At 48.3% G+C, this 20920-nt stretch carries 21 protein-coding genes; 13 read left to right on the top strand and 8 right to left on the bottom strand.

Features of this window, described 5'->3' with window-relative positions; genetic code table 11:
- The first annotated feature begins 7 nt into the window (after positions 1–7).
- Positions 8–430 (top strand): single-stranded DNA-binding protein, encoded by a 423-nt coding sequence (locus ACM9J1_RS14125; protein ID WP_415582739.1) that lies wholly within the window; start codon positions 8–10, stop codon positions 428–430.
- 1 nt (position 431) lies between these two features.
- A complete protein-coding gene (gene gldD / locus ACM9J1_RS14120; protein ID WP_415582775.1) occupies positions 432–986 on the top strand; it encodes a gliding motility lipoprotein GldD in 555 nt (184 codons plus the stop codon).
- A 70-nt stretch (positions 987–1056) separates the two neighbouring features.
- On the opposite strand, the gene ACM9J1_RS14115 is transcribed toward gldD, so the two are convergent.
- Positions 1057–1581, bottom strand: coding sequence for a heavy-metal-associated domain-containing protein (locus tag ACM9J1_RS14115; RefSeq protein ID WP_415582738.1), 525 nt, complete (start codon positions 1579–1581; stop codon positions 1057–1059).
- Positions 1582–1704: 123 nt separating this feature from the next.
- Between ACM9J1_RS14115 and ACM9J1_RS14110 the strand changes: the two genes are divergently transcribed.
- Positions 1705–2571, top strand: a complete 867-nt coding sequence (locus ACM9J1_RS14110; RefSeq protein ID WP_415582737.1) for a DMT family transporter — start codon at positions 1705–1707, stop codon at positions 2569–2571.
- Between the two features lie 69 nt (positions 2572–2640).
- Here ACM9J1_RS14110 and ACM9J1_RS14105 read toward each other — a convergent pair whose 3' ends face one another.
- Positions 2641–4725: a M16 family metallopeptidase gene (locus tag ACM9J1_RS14105; RefSeq protein WP_415582736.1), complete on the bottom strand. Its 2085-nt coding sequence runs from the start codon at positions 4723–4725 to the stop codon at positions 2641–2643.
- 9 nt (positions 4726–4734) lie between these two features.
- Positions 4735–6063 (bottom strand): M16 family metallopeptidase, encoded by a 1329-nt coding sequence (locus tag ACM9J1_RS14100; RefSeq protein ID WP_415582735.1) that lies wholly within the window; start codon positions 6061–6063, stop codon positions 4735–4737.
- Between the two features lie 400 nt (positions 6064–6463).
- Between ACM9J1_RS14100 and rplU the strand changes: the two genes are divergently transcribed.
- Together rplU and rpmA are read left to right on the top strand one after the other, a co-directional pair.
- On the top strand, positions 6464–7060 hold the full coding sequence (gene rplU, locus ACM9J1_RS14095; RefSeq protein WP_415582733.1) for a 50S ribosomal protein L21: 597 nt from the start codon (positions 6464–6466) through the stop codon (positions 7058–7060).
- 12 nt (positions 7061–7072) lie between these two features.
- Entirely contained in the window at positions 7073–7333 is a 261-nt protein-coding gene (gene rpmA / locus ACM9J1_RS14090) for a 50S ribosomal protein L27 (RefSeq protein WP_415582732.1), read from the top strand.
- A gap of 71 nt (positions 7334–7404) precedes the next feature.
- Here rpmA and ACM9J1_RS14085 read toward each other — a convergent pair whose 3' ends face one another.
- From ACM9J1_RS14085 to ahcY, 4 genes are all read right to left on the bottom strand, one after another.
- The gene (locus ACM9J1_RS14085) at positions 7405–7809 is read right to left on the bottom strand and encodes a hypothetical protein (protein ID WP_415582731.1); all 405 of its coding nucleotides are present in this window, start codon (positions 7807–7809) and stop codon (positions 7405–7407) included.
- A 77-nt stretch (positions 7810–7886) separates the two neighbouring features.
- Complete coding sequence (locus ACM9J1_RS14080) at positions 7887–8198, bottom strand: hypothetical protein (RefSeq protein ID WP_415582729.1); 312 nt, start codon at positions 8196–8198, stop codon at positions 7887–7889.
- Positions 8195–8659 (bottom strand): hypothetical protein, encoded by a 465-nt coding sequence (locus tag ACM9J1_RS14075; protein ID WP_415582728.1) that lies wholly within the window; start codon positions 8657–8659, stop codon positions 8195–8197. The genes ACM9J1_RS14080 and ACM9J1_RS14075 overlap by 4 nt, the downstream gene beginning before the upstream one ends.
- Positions 8660–8786: 127 nt before the next feature.
- Positions 8787–10103 carry an adenosylhomocysteinase gene (ahcY, locus tag ACM9J1_RS14070; protein ID WP_415582727.1) on the bottom strand — a complete coding sequence of 439 codons (1317 nt, stop codon included), beginning with the start codon at positions 10101–10103 and terminating at the stop codon, positions 8787–8789.
- Between the two features lie 339 nt (positions 10104–10442).
- Between ahcY and ACM9J1_RS14065 the strand changes: the two genes are divergently transcribed.
- The 7 genes from ACM9J1_RS14065 (at position 10443) to ACM9J1_RS14035 (ending at position 19749) form a co-directional block, all read left to right on the top strand.
- A complete protein-coding gene (locus ACM9J1_RS14065) occupies positions 10443–11069 on the top strand; it encodes a 4-phosphopantetheinyl transferase (RefSeq protein WP_415582726.1) in 627 nt (208 codons plus the stop codon).
- Positions 11070–11302: 233 nt separating this feature from the next.
- Positions 11303–13231, top strand: coding sequence for a T9SS type A sorting domain-containing protein (locus ACM9J1_RS14060; RefSeq protein ID WP_415582725.1), 1929 nt, complete (start codon positions 11303–11305; stop codon positions 13229–13231).
- A 108-nt stretch (positions 13232–13339) separates the two neighbouring features.
- Positions 13340–14062, top strand: coding sequence for a phosphoglycerol geranylgeranyltransferase (locus ACM9J1_RS14055; protein ID WP_415582724.1), 723 nt, complete (start codon positions 13340–13342; stop codon positions 14060–14062).
- Positions 14063–14070: 8 nt separating this feature from the next.
- Positions 14071–14682, top strand: coding sequence for a nicotinamide riboside transporter PnuC (pnuC, locus tag ACM9J1_RS14050; RefSeq protein ID WP_415582774.1), 612 nt, complete (start codon positions 14071–14073; stop codon positions 14680–14682).
- Positions 14652–16784: a DUF4301 family protein gene (locus ACM9J1_RS14045; protein ID WP_415582723.1), complete on the top strand. Its 2133-nt coding sequence runs from the start codon at positions 14652–14654 to the stop codon at positions 16782–16784. Before pnuC ends, ACM9J1_RS14045 begins: the two co-directional genes overlap by 31 nt.
- A complete protein-coding gene (arfB, locus tag ACM9J1_RS14040; RefSeq protein WP_415582722.1) occupies positions 16784–17206 on the top strand; it encodes an alternative ribosome rescue aminoacyl-tRNA hydrolase ArfB in 423 nt (140 codons plus the stop codon). Before ACM9J1_RS14045 ends, arfB begins: the two co-directional genes overlap by 1 nt.
- A gap of 269 nt (positions 17207–17475) precedes the next feature.
- Positions 17476–19749: a TonB-dependent receptor gene (locus ACM9J1_RS14035; protein WP_415582721.1), complete on the top strand. Its 2274-nt coding sequence runs from the start codon at positions 17476–17478 to the stop codon at positions 19747–19749.
- A gap of 36 nt (positions 19750–19785) precedes the next feature.
- Here ACM9J1_RS14035 and ACM9J1_RS14030 read toward each other — a convergent pair whose 3' ends face one another.
- On the bottom strand, positions 19786–20259 hold the full coding sequence (locus ACM9J1_RS14030; protein WP_415582720.1) for a Rieske (2Fe-2S) protein: 474 nt from the start codon (positions 20257–20259) through the stop codon (positions 19786–19788).
- A 134-nt stretch (positions 20260–20393) separates the two neighbouring features.
- On the opposite strand from ACM9J1_RS14030, the gene greA reads away from it, so the two are divergent.
- Positions 20394–20870 (top strand): transcription elongation factor GreA, encoded by a 477-nt coding sequence (gene greA, locus ACM9J1_RS14025; protein WP_415582719.1) that lies wholly within the window; start codon positions 20394–20396, stop codon positions 20868–20870.
- Positions 20871–20920 lie beyond the last annotated feature (50 nt).

The following is a 20920-nucleotide window of genomic DNA, read 5'->3' as shown; positions in this document are numbered from 1 at the left end:
CAAAAAAATGAATGGAACGTTAAACAAAGTCATGCTCATTGGCCATTTAGGCGATGAAGTCAAGATGCACTATTTTGAAGGCGGCAACTGTATCGCGCGGTTTCCGTTGGCGACCAACGAAGTTTATATCAACCGTCAAACCAACGAAAAGATCACTTCCACCGAATGGCACAACCTCGTAGTCCGGAACAAGGCCGCCGAAATCTGCGAGAAATATTTGTCGAAAGGCGATAAGATTTACGTGGAAGGCCGGATCAAATCGCGCCAATGGCAGGCCGAAGACGGCGTCACGAAATACACCACGGAAATCCAGGTGACCGAGTTTACTTTCCTGACCACCAAAAAAGATACTGAGACGACGCGTACGCCCGATGCAAAAACTGGCGGTTATGATGCGCCGAATATGCCGGAGAATGACCTCCCGTTCTGATATGCTGAAGAAAACCCCATTTTTTTTGTTGCTGGCCGTTTGTCTGGGAAGTTGTAAGGACGACGTCTTGCCGAAGCCTAAAGGACAATTGCGGCTGGAGTACAAAGCGCCGGAGTATGCTTCGTTTTCGAACCAATGTCCGTTCACTTTTGACATGAACTACGATGCGGTGATCAAAGGCAACCCCGATTGCAGTTTCGAAGTGAATTACCCGAAGCTTAAGGCCACGATTTACCTGAGCTACAAACCCGTCAACAACAACATCAACGATTTGCTGCGCGATGCCCAGACGCTGACCTATAAACATGTGATTAAGGCCGATGACATCGTGGAACAGCCGTTCATCAACGACAAAGATAAAGTGTACGGTATGTTTTATCGGATTCAGGGCAACGCGGCTACCAACGCACAATTTTATGCGACTGATAGCGTCAGGCATTTCGTAACCGCATCGGTCTATTTTTACGCCAAGCCCAATTTCGACTCCATCTTGCCGGCCGCTGCGTACGTTCGCGACGACATGCGCACGTTGATGGAAACGCTGAAGTGGAAATAACGGAACTATAGAAAATAAAAAGCCACGGATTTACATAAAGTGAATCCGTGGCTTTCTAATTTAAGAGGTTTTACGTAGAATGGCAAGACGCTGGTTTCTTACCCGCGCAGCAACCGCCGCTTTTGGTTTCAGTGCCGCAGTCTTTTTTCTCTTCGCCTTTTTTCTCTTCGGTTTTCGCTTTCTTTTTCTTTTTCTCTTTTTCCTTGATGAGCATCGCGTGGTCTTGCGATGATTTCATGTTGGTGACTTTGTAGGTGTCGCCGCCCGCAACCGCTTCGACGGCTTCAGTGATTTTTTCCGGAGATTGTTTGGCGGAATCATATTCTACCGTCGCTGATTTTTTGTCGAAATCAACCGAAGCTTTCTGGATGCCGTCCATGTGTGAGAGTTTACTTTCGATGGTTTTGGCACAACCCATGGCGCAGGTCATGCCTTCGATGTTGAAACTGGCGGTTTCAACTTTGCCGACGGGCGCGCTCGATTTGGCCGATGCAGTCGTGTTTTCGGCGACAGATGGTTCTTTTGCCGTGTCTTTGCACCCAGTGAACAAGGCGCTGGCCAACACCAAAGACAGCAGTGATTTTGTGATGTTCATAGTTGTGGATTTTAATAAGATAATTTTTGATGCTTCAACCTGAAAGCGAAGCGAATACAAAATTAGCAAAAAAAGCAGGCGCTATTCCTAAATTATTCTAAACTTTGCGGGCAAATCACCACCATGTCCAATCACCAAATTAAATGGGTTTTCCTACTGCTGCTCGCCTTGATTTGGGGCAGTTCGTTCATCTTGATTGAACTCGGGCTGGGCGCGCTCAACCCATTTCAATTGGGTTCGCTTAGGATTGTTTCGGCAGCGGTTTTCCTGTTGGCTATTGGTTTCAGGCATTTGCCCAAGATTCCGCAACGGCAGTGGAAATTCGTGGCCATGACGGGCTTGTTCGGGAATTTTATCCCTGCCTATTTCTTCGCCATCGCAGAGACCGAGATTACCAGTTCGGTTACTGCAATCTTAAATTCGTTGACGCCTGTGAACGCTTTGATTTTGGGAACTTTTTTCTTTGGTCTGACCGTAAGACGGACGCAGGCCATTGGGGTAACCGTTGGTCTGGCCGGAACGCTTGTCTTGATTTTATCGGGCGCGATGGACAATCCGTCACAGAATTACTGGTTCGCGGGATTTGTGATTGTAGCCACGCTCTGTTACGCGACAAATGTCAATCTCGTAAAGAAATATTTGTCTGATTTGAGCCCGATGACCATCACCGCAGGCAACTTTGCCGTGATGCTCATTCCGGCTTCCATTATTTTGGCGGCTTCAGGGTATTTCGATGTTGTTGGCCAGGCCAATGTCCAATACGCCTCTTTATTCGTGGTGATATTGGGCATTCTCGGGACAGGCATCGCCAATGTATTGTTTTATAGGCTCATTCAGATTTCCTCACCGGTTTTTGCAACACAGGTTACTTATCTGATTCCGGTTGTTGCTTGCGTTTGGGGAATTGTTTACGGCGAAACCTTGACGGGTTGGCAACTTTTGGGTGCGGCCATTATCCTCATCGGGGTATATCTTTCTGGTCGAAAATAGTAAAAAGGCATCATTTAGTAATAAAAAAGGCCGCCCGAGAGCAGCCTTTTTCACATTATCAATCTTTACTTATTGGAAGTCAGCGTCGGTAACACCTTCATTGACTTTAACGCTGTCGAGTTTGATGTCAAGCTCAAAGCCAACATTACGGATGATGTTGAATGGCAATTTCACGCCTTTCACATCGCGGTAATCTTTGTAGTTGGTCATGAGTGTCATCTTCTGGCCAGCTTGCTCTTCTTCTTTCGATTCGGCTACTTTCAAACCTGATTTCACGTCGAAATAATACGTGCTGGCGCCATTTTTAACGGCGTAGGCGTCGCTGCCTTCGATGCTTTCGATCCCGCTTACCGTTACGCCCGGTTTGCTGGCAAGTGTCAATTCCTCAAACGGAACAGCGCTTTCCTTCATTTCCTTGAGGTCGTCGCCGGTGATTTCCTGCTTTTGGCCTTGCTGCATCATGTAGCCGCCTTTTTCGTTCACCACTTGTTTCATGATGCTCATGCCACCCATGGCCAGTTCCACCATCATTTTTCCTTTCGCGTCGACTTTAGAAACGAAGCTCAAAGGCATTGGTGCCTGCGGAATGTTCGTAGAACCTGTAGAAGCGATGGTTTTAACGCCTTTTACTGCTTTTTCACCACCGATGGCTTTGACGTAAGCGTCAACCACAGTCTTTACGGTAACGCCCGCAGGAACCGGTTTTTTCATTTCGGGTTTGGCTACCGGATTTCCGAATTTGTCGAAATAGAACATCGGGATTTTGAGTTTCTCTAATCCTGGCAAGACGTCGGCGCCCTTACCAACGACTAAGATGCGCAGGTTGTCGCCCATGAAGTATTTGTTGGCCACACGCATGATGTCATCAGGCGTTACAGCGTTGATGTTCTTAATGTAGTTCTCGTAGAAATCTGCAGGCAAGCCTTCAGTTTCGATGTTGAGCGCATAACGGGCCACGGTTTGTGGCTTTTCGATTTGCATCACGAAACGCCCGATGTAGCCGGCTTTTACGTTGTTAAGGGTTTCATCGGTTACTTTCTCGGTACGGATGCGTTTGATTTCCTTCAACGATTCAACGATGGCGCTGTCGGTTACTGCATTCCTTACTTGTGATGAAGCCTTGAATACGGTTGGCCAACGGCTTGCATTCAAAGAAGAGCGGGCGCCGTACGTCCAGCCATGGGCTTCGCGCAAGTTCATGTTGAGGTAGCTGTTGAAATCGCCGCCCAACACTTGATTCGCCAAGATTACCGGGAAATAATCCGGGTCTTTCATCTGGAGTTTTACGTTGTTGATCAGCGAGAGTTCAGATTGCACGGCATTCGGCATGTCCACAAAATTGATTTGTGTGTACTGTACATTTTGCGGATCAGAATACGTCAGTACCGGCGCTGTTGAAGCCACCCAGTCACCGAAGAGTTTTTCTACCATTTTCTTGGTATCTTTCACTTTTACATCGCCAATCACAACGAGGTAGCCGCGGCCTGGCGCGAAATAGTCAGCATAATGCTTTTTCACGTCGTCGAGCGTCACGTTGTTGATGGTTTCCTCAGTCAGGTATTCGCCGTACGGATGGGTTTTTCCGAAAGCCAACACATTGCTCACGCGGCCGGCAACGGCAGGAACGCTTTTCTCAGAGGCTTTCAAGCCGTCGATGAGTTTTGCTTTTTCCTTGTCGAGCTCTTCTTGCGTAAATACGGTGTTGAGTGATCCTTCGGCCATGAGTTCGAGCACGCGGCCTGCATATTTAGACAAACAACTTGCATAAGCGCCGTCTGTCGCGAAGTTGATGTCTGCACCCAGATAATCTACTTCCTCGTTAAAAGCATCTTTAGTCATCGTCTTGGTGCCGCTGCCGATAAGTGCACTGGTGAGTTCGTCAACACCTTTTTTGCTGCCTTCTGCGAACGGAGCGTTGTCGATGGTTAAGTTAAAGGAAACGCGAGGCAATTTATGGTTTTCCACGACCATGACCTTTAGACCATTCGGCAATGTGAAGGTTTCAGGCTTCTTGATGTTGATTTTTGGTGCCGGTCCCGGTTTCGGTTGCGGTCGGTCAGATTTGCCGGCAATACTTCCCGACACCTTGTTGTCTTGTGCTTGCATATTGAAGGTAAGAAACAAACCTAATGCTGCTATTATAATTTTCTTCATCGTGATGTCTTATTTTTGAGCTTTATCTTTTGCAGGGACGTAATCCAGCACTAAACGTTGGTTGGGGTTGAGGTATTTCTTGGCGATATCCCTGATTTCCTCACGGGTTACCGAACGGTAGATGTCGATTTCGGTATTAATGAGGTTCACGTCGCCATACAACTGATAGTAAGTTGCAAGGTTTTCGGCGATGCCTTCAACGCTCGAGTTGCTGTTTACGTAGTTTGATTCGTATTTGTTTTTTAGCTTCTGCAAGTCTTTCTCTGAAATCAGTTCGTTTTGGAGTTTCACGATCTCAGCGTCCATTTCCGCAAGGATAGCGTCGGTTTTGTTGTCGCCCTGCGGCATGCCGTACAAGATGTACATGCCATAGTCTTCTTGTGAGAAACTGAACGCGCCTACTTGCAAGGCCATTTTTTTGTCGTCGACGATTTTCTTGTAAAGTTTAGAACTTTTTCCGTCTGACAAGAAAGTAGAAATCATATCCAATACACGGGCATCGCGGGTTTTCATCGACGGTGTGCGGTAAGCCGCAACCACCATCGGGATTTGGATGTTCGGGTCTTGATAATTGGCCTTGATGGTTTGGGTGATCGGCGCTTCAGAGAACGTTTGGCGTTTGATGTCTTCGCCACGCGGAATGGTGCCGAAATATTTCTGGATCCAATCTTTGGTTTTCGCCATGTCGCTGATGTCGCCGGCCACGACCAGCACCGCGTTATTTGGCGTGTAGAATTTCTTGTTAAAGGCTTGGAATTCTTCGAGCTTTGCAGCGTCAAGGTGTTCCATTGAACCAATGGTTGCCCAACGGTACGGGTGGTTGGTGAACATGTTTTTCTTCACTTCGGCAATCAGGTTTCCGTATGGCTGATTGTCTACACGAAGCCTTTTTTCTTCTTTAACGACTTCGTTTTGCGTGTCTACACCAATTTGGTTGATCACCGGATGCATCAATCTTTCAGATTCCATCCAAAGACCGAGTTCGAGGTTGTTCGATGGGAAAACTTCAAAATAGTACGTGCGGTCGTCTGTCGTGTTGGCGTTGTTGGTTCCGCCATTAGAAGTTACGATTTTGAACCATTCGCCGCGTTTGATGTTTTGCGTGCCTTCAAAAAGCAAGTGTTCGAAGAAGTGCGCAAAGCCGGTACGGTCTGGCTGCTCGTCTTTGGCGCCAACATGGTACATGACCGAAGTGATGACCACCGGGGCCGACGGATCGTTGTGCAGGATGACGTGCATGCCGTTGGACAGGTCATACTGCTCAAAAGCAACTTTTTGGGCGTAAGCCGATGCGCCCAATGAAAGCACAGCACCTAAAGCCATTAGTGATTTTTTCATAAAGATTAATAATTTGAATTTTTGAGTTGGATTTGACGAAAGATGGTTTCTTTCGTTACGCCAAAAGTAGATTTTTTAGTCGAAAGAGGAAAGGGGAAAGTCAAAAGTGTTAACAACTCTTGAATGGAAGCGGAAACACGCGTTAGCGATAGCAGCGGAAATCCTTTTGTGGAAACCTCTGAGGTTTTGTAAACCTCAGCGGTTTAGCAAAAGATTGTAGCGGATAGCGCGGGCCGAAGGCAACGCCCAAAAGAATGAATAGTCGAGACAAATACTCAATTTCCAACTCGTTTGACATTCGACATTCGACATTCGACAACTTTTTTTCTTCAACGGGTTGCGCGTATGCGATTTAGTCGTATATTTGCACACATTTTTATAAACAAATAATTTCATTGTTATGTATGCAATCGTAGAGATAGCAGGGCAACAATTCAAAGTAAGCAAAGACTCGAAGGTTTTTGTTCACCGTTTGGCCAGCGATGAAGGAGCGAAAGTTACTTTCGACAAAGTCCTTCTGGCTGACGACAACGGGAACATCACTTTGGGCGCCCCGGCTATAGAAGGTGCTTCGGTAGAAGCCAAAGTACTCCAGCACCTGAAAGGTGACAAAGTAATCGTCTTCAAGAAGAAAAGAAGGAAAGGTTACAAGAAGAAAAACGGACACCGTCAATCTCTGACGCAAATCCAGATTTCTGCGATCACTTTCGGTGGCGCTAAAAAAGCAGCTGCCAAGAAAGAAGCGGCTCCAGCAGAGAAAACGGAAACAAAAGCTGCCGCTACCGGCGACAGGGCTACCGTAAACTTCGGCGAGGACCACGAACTGAACTACCACTTGAAGAAAAACAATCTTTCTCAGTCAAAAGAGAACCGGGAAACTTTGATTGCTTTGGGCAAGGAAGTGAAAGAAGCTACAGGAAAAAACATCCTGACACACGAAGACGTTGATGCGGCTATCGTGGAAAACATCACAAGATTTAACGAACTTAAAAAATAAACCTGTAAAGTTATGGCTCACAAGAAAGGCGTCGGTAGCTCGAAGAACGGTAGGGAATCAGAATCGAAACGTTTGGGCGTGAAGATTTTTGGTGGACAAGCCGCTGCTGCTGGCAATATCATCGTAAGGCAAAGGGGTTCGAAACACAATCCGGGTGAAAACGTTTACATCAGCAAAGACCACACGCTGCATGCAAAAGTTGACGGCATTGTGAAATTCCAGAAAAAAGCCGGTAACAAATCTTATGTTTCAATTGCTCCTTTCGAGGCGTAATCAGCAAAAGATTTTAAATATAAAAACCCCGATTCATTGAGTCGGGGTTTTTTGTTTTGTGACGAAGCGGCTTACTTCATTTTGGCTTTTTCGAGCGCGTCGTTGTAGCCTTCTTTTGCGTCTTCTTTCGCTTTGTCCAAACCTTCCTTAACGTCTTCGCTGGCTTCTTTGGTTTCGGCTTTAACCTTTTCCCAAGCGGCTTTAGCGTCGGCTTCGGCTTTACGGGCTGCTTCTTCGGCTTTTTTATCGCCTTTTTCAATAGCTTCCTTGAGTTTGGCTTTTGCCTCTTCCCAGTTGGCTTCGGCCTTGTTTTGCGCTTCAGCTAAGTCTTCTCCGTCTGGCAAGGCAGGCGTTTCAACCGTTGTGGCGGTTGTGGTCAAAGTGTCTTCGCCGGCAGCAGTTTCTACGGTGGTTGTTTCTTTTTTGCAGGCTGCGAATACCAACATCGCGGCCAGCGCCAGTGTTATTTTCTTCATGTGTTTGGGTTTTTAAATTCCCTTAAAAATAAGAAAAGAATACATGCTGCAAAAATTTTTGAGGCAAACGTCGGCAATTACTTTCTTATGACTAACAAAACTTCGTTTACAAAAGCAGAGTTTGTGTACCGGCGGATGCTGTCGGAATTAGTCAATACCTGGTATCTATAGTGCTTTTCGAGCGTGTCGGTTACGGTGCGCTTGTCTTTCACAAAGAAACTTTGGTTTCCAAACACCACCAATACCGGATTTTCTCGCGCCGGATCATGTAACCTGATGGGTTGGTTGGCATAGCGAATTTTGACTTGGCCTGTTGTGCCACCCGGCGCCACCTGGCCGAATGAAAAAAGCGGCGCCAGCAGTAAATAAAGTATCGTCTTCTTTTTCATGGTCTTGCATAATAACTGCCTTGCGGGGCGCAAACATTGTGGTATGCTTGTTCAGATGCCGTCCCAGGCTGGAAATACGTTTCGCCAGTACTTGTATTGGTCACGTATCGGCCCCAAATCCAACATTGGGTTGCATTGTTAAAAATGTAACCCGCGCGACTGATTTCCCGTGCTGTGTCGTTGGTTATCAATGCTATGCCTTCCAACGATTCGCCGTTTTCCCCATGGGCTTCCATCACAACGACTTCGTCAGAAATGACACGAAGAGGCTGCGTGGATTCTATAATAACATGCACGGAAAAGATGGAATCGCTCAAGCGTCTTGTTACTTGGTCTTGATTCTTGAATTTCAAGTTGACCGATTGCAATTGTGTTGCACTTTCCTGGTCGCTGCATGAAGCCAAAAATAATACGCCCACTGACAAGACCAAGATACCAAAATAAAGTTTTAGATCTTTCATGATAATGATTTTAAGTTGATGTAAAACTATAGGAGCGGACGGTGGGGTAATTGCGGGAAAGCCGCATCAAATGTTAAATAAAAAACCCTCACATCGCTGCGAGGGTTTCTTATCCGATTGCACAGGATTAATACCTGTAGTATTCTGGTTTGAACGGCCCATTGACAGCAACGCCAATGTAAGCCGCTTGCTCGTTGTTCAATGTTTCAAGCTCAACGCCTAATTTCGAGAGGTGCAACGCCGCTACTTTCTCATCGAGGTGTTTCGGCAGCATATACACTTCATTGTTGTATTGGTCTGCGTTGTTCCACAACTCGATTTGCGCAAGGGTTTGGTTCGTGAACGAGTTACTCATTACAAAACTCGGGTGGCCGGTGGCGCAACCCAAGTTCACCAAACGGCCTTCGGCCAAGATAATGATGTCTTTGCCATTTACGGTGTACTTGTCAACTTGTGGTTTGATTTCGATTTTAGACCCGCCGTGGTTCTTGTTCAACCAAGCCATGTCGATTTCGTTGTCGAAATGCCCGATGTTACAAACGATCGTTTTGTCTTTCATCTGCTCGAAATGACGGCCAACCACGATATCTTTATTTCCGGTTGTCGTAATGACGATGTCGGCATTCGCGATTACAGTATCTAATTTCTTCACTTCAAAACCGTCCATCGCAGCTTGCAGCGCACAAATCGGGTCAATTTCAGTTACCGTTACAATGGAACCTGCACCGCGGAATGAAGCCGCCGTACCTTTGCCCACGTCACCGTATCCGCAAACCACCACACGCTTTCCGGCCAACATCACGTCGGTAGCACGACGAATCGCATCCACCGCACTTTCCTTACAGCCGTATTTGTTGTCAAATTTAGATTTGGTTACCGAGTCGTTTACATTGATGGCCGGCATCAACAAAGTGCCGTTTTTCATCCTTTCATACAAACGGTGCACGCCAGTAGTTGTTTCTTCAGACAGGCCTTTGATTCCCGAAGCCAGTTCAGGGTAACGGTCAAAAACCATATTGGTCAAATCGCCGCCGTCATCCAAAATCATGTTGAGCGGTTGGCGGTTTTCGCCAAAGAACAACGTTTGCTCGATGCACCAGTCAAATTCTTCCTCGTTCATGCCTTTCCAAGCGTAAACCTGGATACCCGCGTCTGCAATCGCAGCCGCCGCGTGGTCTTGCGTAGAGAAAATGTTGCATGAAGACCAAGTCACTTCGGCGCCCAAAGCCTTCAGTGTTTCAATCAAAACCGCAGTCTGAATCGTCATGTGCAAACAGCCGGCAATGCGTGCGCCTTTCAGCGGTTGCGATGCGCCATATTCCGCACGAAGCGCCATCAATCCAGGCATTTCGGCCTCGGCCAACTCAATCTCTTTTCGTCCCCAAGACGCCAAAGAAATGTCTTTTACTTTGTGTGCCACATAAGGCATTGTCGTTGTACTCATTATTTTATCTTTGTATTTGCGAAAATTCGTGGCGCAAATTTACGGAATACTTTTTATTTAAAGCAGCCGCTAGAAATATTTATGAGTTGTTTAAAAGTGTAACTTTCTGTGTCACAACGGTTGTTTTATCAGAAGCAAATCCGGCTGTACGCTCATAGCTTTCTCAAACCCGCGTCATTTGTTTGCGTTTTGTTCCGGCTTCTGCTGGTCGCCGTCAAAACCGCACAAATGAGAGCGGTTTTTTCACAAGGCTATCTGCTGCCATCCGGGCTAATGTCGAACGTCAAACGTCAAACGTCGAACAACTAACAACTAGCAACTAACAACTAACAACACCAAATGCCATTACACCAAACCATACAACACGACGCGAAAACCCAAATCCTGGTTTGGAACATCACCGAGAGCCTGATCGATTTGTTTGACAGCGCCAACGTCACAGACCAATCTTTGTTTCGCATCGGCAATATGAAGTCCGAATCGCATAAACGTGGTTTCCTTGCCGTCCGGATGCTTTTGCAACACGCGGGCTATACCGATCACGATTTGTATTACGATGCGTTCGGTAAACCGCATTTGCGCGACGGGACGCACATCTCCATTTCCCATTCGCACGAATTTTCGGCCGTTATCCTCAGCGACAAAATAACCGGACTTGATTTGGAACTTCGACGGGAAAAAATTGCGCTCATTGCAGACAAGTTCATCGAACCATCGTTTGTGTTAGACAAAACAGCACCCGACTACATCAACAAGCTCACCGTCAACTGGGGCGTGAAGGAAGCCGTGTTTAAAGTCTGCAACGAAAAAGGCATCAGTTTCAAAGACCATATCAATGTCGAGCCATTTGACATGGCCGACAGAAAGACAACCGCACATTTACATTTCAAAGACGTGAAACGCCAATTTTCGGTTTTTTTCGAGGAGATTGGAGACTATAGCTTGGTCTATCTTTTCGAAGTCTAACCCATCACATTTACAGCGTACACAAACCAAGGCAAGCAGTTCAGCCATTGCTATTTTTGCCTGATTCCACAACATTGGGCAGGCTTTGAGCAAATTTGGTCACGACGCTTGTCCCGGCCGATGGGACGTTCATCCGAGTAATCCGAGCGTTTATACATTGCCTGATTTTATTTTATCGATTTGTTTACTTTTGACACCTTGAATTTTTATCGGACCTAATCCAAATATTTGACATGAAGTTGACCACTACTTTTTCCTTAATTACCTGTCTTGCCGTCGGGCAAGCGTTTTCGCAGGGCTTTGGAACTACGCCCACCAACTGGCCCATCCCACAAGGCGGCCATACCTATTCAACGATTAATTATGGCTTCGATGCCGTCGCCGGTACAGATGACGGCGAATTAGGCGATCAAACCTGGAGTGTCCTTGACATCAATGGCGATGGCAAACCAGATTTGGTGGTCACGGCACAGAACGTAGAATTTGAGCAGTTTTCAAACCAGGCCATCGCTTTCGGCTCGGGAAGCAACCGGTATTGGAAAGTATACTTAAACAACGGCAATGGCTTCAGTGCCAATTCAATCAATTGGCCCATTCCGCAGGGTGGCCACACGTATTCAACCATCGACTACGGATTTGACGCGCTTGCGGATACCGCCGGAGGTACGCTCGGCGACCAGACCTGGAGCGTCTTGGACATGAACAACGACAACAAGCCCGATTTGGTGGTCACTGCAGAGACTGTCGAATTTGCGCAATTTTCAAATCAGGCGATTGCTTTTGGCACCGGCAGTAACCGTTACTGGAAGGTTTACATGAATACGGGCAGCGGGTTCAATACCACTGCGGTCAATTGGCCCATTCCACAGGGTGGCCACACGTATTCTACCATCAATTACGGATTCGATGCCCTTGCGGATACCGCCGGAAGTACGCTGGGTGATCAGACCTGGAGCGTCATGGATATCAATGCCGATGGCAAGCCAGACCTGGTCGTTACGGCACAATCGACGGAATTCGCGCAGTTTTCAAACCAGCCGATTGCATTCGGGTCGGGAAGCAACCGATATTGGAAAGTGTATTTGAACACGGGCAGCGGGTTTAACACCACTTCGGTCAACTGGCCGATTCCACAAGGCGGTGAGGTGTATTCTACCATTCCTTACGGCTTCAATGCGATTGCCGGATATTCATCGGGCGGCACCATTGGTGACCAGACCTGGAGCGTTTTGGACATGAACAACGATGACAAACCAGACCTCGTTGTGGCTGCAGAAGTAAAAGCAGTTGCTGGTTTCTCCAATCAATCGACCGCGTTCGGGCCAGCCAACGCCAAATATTGGAAAGTATACCTGAACAACGGCAGCGGATTCAGCACCACATCAACCACATGGGCACTCCCGCAAGGTGGCGAAGTGTATTCCACCATCGACTATGGTTTCAACGCCATTGCGGCTTCCACGACGGGCGGCGATGTTGGGAACCAGAGCTGGAGCGTCATCGACATGAACAATGACAACAAACCAGATTTGGTCGTGACCGCTGAATCGAAATCGCTGCCTGGTTTCTCCAATCAGGCCACCGCTTTCGGGCCCGCGAATGCCAAGTACTGGAAAGTGTATATCAACAATGGCACGGGATTTAACCTAGGAGCTTCCGCTTGGGCGCTTCCGCAGGGTGGTGAAGTATATTCCACGATAGATTATGGGTACAATGCTTTGGCCGCTTCTACCACGGGCGGCGATGTGGGCAACCAGACCTGGAGCGTGCTGGACATGAATAACGATAACAAACCTGATTTGGTCGTGACCGCAGAGTCTGTTGATTTTGAACAATTTTCGAATCAGGCAATCGCGTTTGGTACCGGCAATAACCGGTATTGGAAAGTATACTTGAATAGTGGTGCCGGCGTGCTGGATGCTCCTGAGTTCGCTGTAGGACAGGATGAAGTTACCGTCTATCCAAACCCGTCGGAGGGCGTATTCTATGTAAACACGCCGCCCGGAGCACAGGCCAGTTTTGAGGTAAACGATTTGACAGGCCGGACTATTCTGAAGACCGAAAGTTCGACCATTGACTTGTCTGCATTCCCAACAGGAATGTATATACTCAATGTGCGCGCCGGGCAGCAATCCTATGTGAAGCGGTTAATCCTGAAATAACTGCGTGTTCACTTATAATCATAAAAATCCCGAGTAAAGTTATTCGGGATTTTTTTTGACCATGTACGGGTGCCACATAGCCCGAATCTTTGGCTATATTTGCGGCAGATGAGACCCGAAAACCCCATTTATACCCAAATACTGGCAGCCAAAAAAAAGGGCGAAAAGTTACTTGCCGTGTTGCTCGATCCGGACAAGATCGATTGGGAAAATCTGGCCGTTCTGACTGCAAAAATAAATGCCTCGCCAGCCACACATCTGCTCATTGGCGGCAGCCAGGTTTTTTCAGAAAAGATAGATGAACTGATCACAACCCTGAAAAAAAATTGTTCGTTGCCCGTGGTTTTGTTTCCCGGCAATCCGTCGCAGATTTCGCTCCACGCCGACGGGATTCTTTTCCTGTCGCTGCTCTCGGGCCGCAATGCCGATTTCCTGATTGGGCACCAGACCCAGGCCGCGCCAATCCTAAAGGCGTCACATTTGGAAGTCATTCCAACAGGCTATTTGCTCATTGAGAGTGGAAGCGAAACCGCCGTAGCCCGCGTCAGTCGCACGCTGCCGTTGCCGCTCAGAAGTCCCGATACCATTTTGCACACGGCGCAGGCCGGCGAATTGCTCGGCAAGAAGCTCATTTATCTGGAAGCAGGAAGCGGTGCGCAAAAGCCTGTCCCGACGGGAATCGTTTCACTGGTGTCAAAAAATATCGGCATTCCCGTCATCGTTGGCGGCGGCATCAAAAGCAAAAAGGGCATTGATGATGCTTTTGCCGCAGGCGCCGACATGGTGGTCATCGGGACCGCGTTTGAAAACGACCTGAACTTCTTTGACTGATGGAAAGCCTGTCGCACTTTTTCCTCGACTACTATTCCGGCATGGCGTGGTACAACATCGCACTGGAAGCCGTCGCGTTTTTCTTTGGTATCGCGAGCGTTTGGTTCGCCAAGAAAGAAAACATCTTGGTATATCCGGTCGGGCTAATCGCCACAGCCATCACTGCTTGGCTTTTTTACACCGCGGGCTACCTCGGCGACATGCTCGTGAACGGCTATTACACCGTAATAAGCTTTTACGGCTGGTATAGGTGGCACAAGGGGAAAGTCGGGCAGGATTTGCCCATAACAAAGACAAATGATAAAGAAAAAATCACAGGCGCGCTCCTTTTTTTTGCGACAATTGTCGTAATTTTCACCCTCTATAAAATCACCGATCACCCGATTGCCACAGACAACTGGATAGACATTTTCCTGTCTGGCATGTTCTTCACCGCCATGTGGTATATGGCGCTCAAGAAAATCGAGAATTGGGCTTTATGGATCGTAGGCGACATCATCGCTGTGCCGTTGTATGCTTATCGCGGCTTGGGAATGTTGTCTTTGCAGTATGTGTTTTTTACAATCCTGGCCATTGCGGCCTATGTCTCATGGAGGAAAAGCTTAAACAACTCGCGGTAAGTCCCGAGATTTCCGATATCATCAAAATCGCCATCTTCGGTCCCGAAAGTACGGGCAAGACCACTTTGGCATCTCAGCTTGCCGCGCATTTCAACACCGTCTGGACGCCGGAATTCGCCCGGGATTATCTGCAACAGAAGTTTAACGACGCCGGTACCATTTGCCAGCCCGAAGACATTCTCCCGATTGCTTACGGACAGGTCGCGTCAGAAAACGAGCAACTGCGCAAAGCCAATCAGTATTTGTTTTGTGATACTTGCTTGTTGCAGACACGTGTATATTCCGAAATTTATTATGGTTCGGTCGATCCATTGCTGGAGAAACCGTCGCGCAAGCACAAATACGATTTATTCTTCCTGACCGATATCGATGTGCCGTGGGAAGCCGACGATCTGCGAGACCGTCCAGATGACCGCGAGGCCATGTTCGACACCTTCCGGAAAGCCCTCGAAGAAAACCAAAAGCCTTTTGTCGTCATTTCGGGAACGCCAGAACAACGATTAGAACGCGCCATCAAAATCCTGAACGATTTGGAGAAAGCCAAACGCCTCGGCTTTTCTTCGCATGATTTCGTGCAGATTTACCAGCATGGAAGATCGATCTACGACATCGAAAGCGAAATGCAGCAGTTCAAGAGCGGCATTCCGAAAGCAGTGTTGGATCGGCCGGCAGTGGTGGGCGACGGCGTCATCCGGTTGTCCGAAAAAGAGTTTCACGAATTCGCCGAGGCTTTTGACGCAAAACGCACCAGCCTGAAACTCGAGAAATTCGTTCCGGCATCTGGCGCGGCCAGCCGCATGTTCAAATTTCTGAACGAATTCCTCAATGATTTCGACCCTGAGAACGAAAGCATCAATGCATACATCAACCGCCGCAACGCGTCTGGAATGAGTATTTTCTTGGCGGGTATCGAGAAGTTTCCGTTCTACGAGCATATTATCCGGAAGCTTTCGGCGCAACATCCGGAGTTCCACGATTGGGAACAGGACAAAAAATACTACGCCTTCATCAAGACGATGCTCGATCAGGACGCGCTCGACTACTGTAGCAAACCCAAAGGCGTGTTGCCGTTCCACAATTACGATGGTTACGTGGCCACGGCGGTCGAAGAGCATTTAAATGAAACTGTCCATTACGGCAACGGAGCGGGCAACATCACCAGCCTGCATTTTACCGTGACGGAAAGCCACCAACGGCTGTTCGAGAACATCATCGCCGAAGTAAAGCCCAAAGTAGAATCGCGCGCCAATTGTACTATCGAAGCCAGTTTCAGCTATCAGGACACGGCTACCGACACCATTGCCGTTGATCTGGACAACAACCCGTTCCGAGACAGTCGCGACAAATTGGTGTTCCGTCCGGCAGGGCACGGTGCGCTGTTGCAAAACCTCAATACGCTCGACGCCGACATCATTTTCGTCAAGAACATAGACAACGTCATCCAGGAGCGTTCACAGGAAATCGCCTTTTACAAGAAAGCGCTCGCGGGTTTGCTGACCCATTTGCAGCACCAAATTTTCCAATGCCTACGGGAAATAGAAAGCGGCGATATCGGCGAAACCGGTGTGGAAGCCATTGCCCATTTTATCCGCAATAGCCTTAACATTGAGGTTATCGAGGACTTTTCAAAATACACGCTCGAACATAAAATCCAGCACGTGGCAGAAATCCTGAACCGCCCGATCCGGGTGTGCGGCATGGTCAAGAACGAAGGCGAACCAGGCGGCGGTCCATTTTGGGTGCTCGACAAGAAAGGGAATGCGTCGCTCCAAATCGTTGAGAGTTCGCAGGTGGATCTAAACAATCCGCAACAGGCGGCCATTTGGGCCAGATCTACCCATTTCAATCCGGTAGATGTGGTTTGCGGCACCAAAAATTACCGTGGCGACAAATTTAACCTGAATCGGTTCACGGATCCGAACAGCGGCTTCATCGTCGAGAAAACCAAAGGCGGCCGACCGCTCAAGGCGTATGAGTTGCCCGGTTTGTGGAACGGCGCCATGGCCAAATGGATTACGGTGTTCGTTGAGGTACCGCTCATTACGTTTAATCCGGTGAAAACGGTGAATGACTTGCTCAAACCTGCGCACCAACCCTCGTAATGGAAACCGCAGCGCTCATCCCCGAATTACAGTTCAAAGCGGTCCGCAGCAGCGGTCCGGGCGGACAAAACGTCAACAAAGTATCCAGCAAGGTCATTTTGACGTTTGACGTCTCTGCGTCCAAAGCACTGTCTGACGAAGAAAGAGCGCTCATCGAAACCAAACTTGCCCCGCGACTTACGTCCGACAATGTATTGATGCTGGCCTGCAACGAAGACCGCAGCCAACTCAGGAACAAGCAAATCGTCACGCAACGCTTCCTGGATATCATCGCCAACGCGCTCATCGTTCCCAAAAAAAGAAAGAAAACCAAGGTGCCGAAAGCGGTGATTGAAAAACGCATCGCGCACAAAAAATCCATTTCCGCACTGAAGCAGTTCCGCAAAAAGCCAAACCTCAATAACTTACGCAAAGACGAATAAAATCTTCGGAATTAACATTGTCGGTTGTCAAATCAACCTATCTTTGCAACGTCTCAAAGGGGTGCCCATCGGGCTGAGATCATACCCATAGAACCTGGAACAGGTAATGCTGTTTAGGGACGGCCGAGCGAGAAGATGTCTTTAAGGACGTCAGCGCAACACGGATCAGCGAAGGCCAAGCTGACCCAGACTTGCAAACTCTCAGAGCCAGAGTATCAAGCAATATTAACCAGAATAATTGCCCCTTTTATTCGTAAACCATTTTACGAATGAAAACTTTGTTCATTTTTTGGCGTGCCGGCTCCGCTGCGCTCCGCCGTCGCGTCTTCCGCTTTATCTTTGGGAAAAACCCCAAAGGTTTTCAAAACCTTTGGGGTTTCCCAAAGGATGCCGCTCCAACCGCTCACGCGGGCTTCCGTTTCCACAACGGCGTCAGTCTTAGCCTGTTTTTGTTATCCTTGACGGCGGCAGCCCAAACCCAACCCACAGATTCCACCAAAACCGTCTCGCTCGACGAAGTGACCATTTCCGCCACACGCGCTTCGGCCAAGACGCCGGTCACGTTCAGCAACGTCGGTAAGAAGGAAATCGCCAAACGCAACCTGGGTCAGGACATTCCGTTGCTGCTCAATTTCCTGCCGTCAGTGGTCACCACGTCAGACGCGGGCAATGGCTTCGGTTACACGGGCATTCGTGTCCGCGGCTCCGACGCCACACGCGTGAACGTCACCATCAATGGCATTCCGTACAACGACAGCGAAAGCAGCGGGACGTTCTTCGTCAACATCGGCGACTTTGCCTCATCGGTCGAAAGCATCCAACTGCAGCGCGGCGTGGGCACATCCACGAACGGTGCGGGCGCATTCGGTGCGAGTTTGAACCTGCAAACCGGAAAAGTCTCCGATTCGGCTTCGGCTGAAATCGCCAACTCGTTCGGCAGTTTCAATTCGCGGAAGCATACCGTGAAATTCACCACGGGCCGCATCAGCGATCATTTCGAACTCGCCGGGCGGTTGTCGGCCATCCATTCAGATGGTTATATAGACCGCGCGTTCGCCGACCTCAAATCGTATTTCCTCCAGGGCAGTTACGTCGGCAAAAATACGCTCATCAAGGCGCTGGCTTTCGGCGGGCATGAACGCACCTATCAAGCGTGGAACGGCCTTGATGCCGAAACACTGGCGGCCAACCCAAGGTTTAATTACGCAGGCATTTACACCGACGAGTTCGGCAATACGCGATTCTATGAAAACGAAGTCGACAACTACCAGCAAGACCATTTCCAGTTGCACTGGAGCCAACGGGTGTCAGATTATTGGAACACCAACGTGTCGTTGCATTACACCATCGGAAAAGGGTATTATGAAAATTACAAGGAAGATGCAGATTTTGCCGAGTATGGCCTGACGCCGGTAGTCATCGGTGGCGAAACCATCACGCAAACCGATCTGGTGCGCCGCAAGTGGCTCGACAACGATTTCTACGGGATGACGTTTTCGGCCAATTATGAAAAAGACAAACTGGCCGTAACCATCGGCGGCGGGTTAAATAACTATGAAGGCGACCATTTCGGCGATATCATCTGGGCGCGATTCGCTTCCACTTCGGAATTGGGCGACCGTTATTACGACCAAAATGCAGTTAAGACCGACGGGAATATTTTCACGAAGGCAACTTACCAACTCACGCGTCAATGGAGTTTGTTCGGCGACCTGCAATACCGCTACGTCGATTACAAAACCACCGTCGATCCGGCCCGCGACATCGACGCGCAGTTCAATTTCTTCAACCCCAAAGCAGGGATCACGTTTACGGTAAACGAGAAAAACAACCTTTATTTCTCCTACGCGCGCGCCAACAAGGAGCCGAGCCGTACTGATTTCGAAAACGGCAATCCTGCTTCCGAGAAACTCGATGATTTTGAATTGGGCTGGCGTTATGCATCGGGCAAAATAAGGGTGAACACCAACTTTTACCTGATGAACTATTCAGACCAATTGGTCAAGACCGGTGAACTGGACGATGTGGGCAACGAAATCCATGCGAATGTCGCAGACAGTTACCGCGCCGGCATTGAGATTGACGCTGTACTCGCGCTTACCCGAAAATTCACGCTCAGCCCGAACCTCGCGGTGAGTACCAACAAAATCAAGGATTACACGATTATGACGGCCGATGGCCTGCGCAACTTCGGGACAACCAACATCTCGTTTTCGCCCAACGTGGTTTCAGGGATTTTGGCATCGTACCAGTTCACGCCCGATTTCCAGGTGTCGCTATTATCGAAATACGTCGGCGAGCAATATGCCGGAAACCTCGACACCGAAGCCACCAAACTTGACAGCTATTCCGTGACCGACCTGAACATTGTCTACGAATGGAAAACCAAGACATTGTTCAAATCCATCGTATTCACGGCATTGGCGAACAACCTTTTCGACAAGCAATACGTGTCGAATGCCTATTTATACGGTGAAGATTATGTGAGTTATTTCCCGCAGGCCGGAATCAATGTCCTGGGCGGCGTGACCTTGAAATTCTAAAGATTAACTGCGGACGGATGATTGTCTGTCCGCGGTTTAATTGTAAATCGTGAGGATGTTTCCGTTTCTCGAGACGCGGTAAGGCTTCATCGGGTATTCGTGGCCCGGTTCATCGGTTTGCCCGGTGAAAAGACTATATTCGGCATCGTCACAATTGCAACGGGCAAAAATTCCGTTGATGACCATCGTTGAACACGAACCCAATTCCTGATTCGGGCAAGCCGCATCAAAAGCATTGTAACCGCTGCCGGTATTGAAGATAATCACACCGCGCACACCGGTAATTCCATCGTTGTAATATTTGGCGTTGCTCGGGAACTGCAATTGGCTAAACGACGGCAAGGTCATGTCTATCTGGGTCGAAAAAGAATAACTCGGGATGTACGGATTCCGGTTGTTGAAATTGTCGTTATTGCAGGCAAGGAAAACCGTTGTCAAAAGCAATAGCAACGTTTTTCTGCGCGCGTTACGGATGCCGTTTTTTTGGATTTGTTGAATTAAAGATTTCATGGCAATATGTTCTGAAAACAAAAATAAATTATTTAACTTTGGTAACGCCTAATCAAAGGTTAAAAACGAAAACAATATCTTTGCGAAAAGAATCCCCGCAACGGGATTTTTTCTATTTTATACAAATGACGATTATGAGTACTGTATCTTATTACACAGCAGAAGGATTAAAGAAATTAAGAGACGAATTAGACCATCTCAAAAACATAGAGCGCCCGAAAGCATCGCAGGCCATCGCCGATGCGCGCGACAAAGGCGACTTGTCTGAAAATGCCGAATACGATGCCGCGAAAGAAGCGCAAGGCTTGCTTGAAATGCGTATCGCGAAACTCGAAGAAGTGCACGCCAACGCGCGTCTGATCGATGAATCACAACTGGATTTGTCTAAAGCGTTGATCCATTCGCGGGTGAAAATCCGGAATCAGGCCAACAAAATGGAAATGACCTATACGTTGGTGGCCGAAAGCGAAGCCGATCTTAAATCAGGGAAAATTTCAGTAACCTCGCCCATCGGGAAAGGTTTGCTGGGCAAGTCTGCTGGAGATGTAGCCGAGATCACCGTCCCGAACGGGAAGTTGAATTTTGAGGTGTTGGAAATTTCACGCGATTAGTTATAAGGTTCAAAGTTTAAGGTTCAAGGTTTTATGAACCGTTGCTTTTG

Origin of the sequence: Flavobacterium longum, assembly GCF_965137575.1 — a bacterium.
GTDB lineage: Bacteria > Bacteroidota > Bacteroidia > Flavobacteriales > Flavobacteriaceae > Flavobacterium > Flavobacterium longum.
Note: the sequence above shows the minus strand (reverse complement) of the source record. Positions and strands in the feature narration are given on the sequence as shown.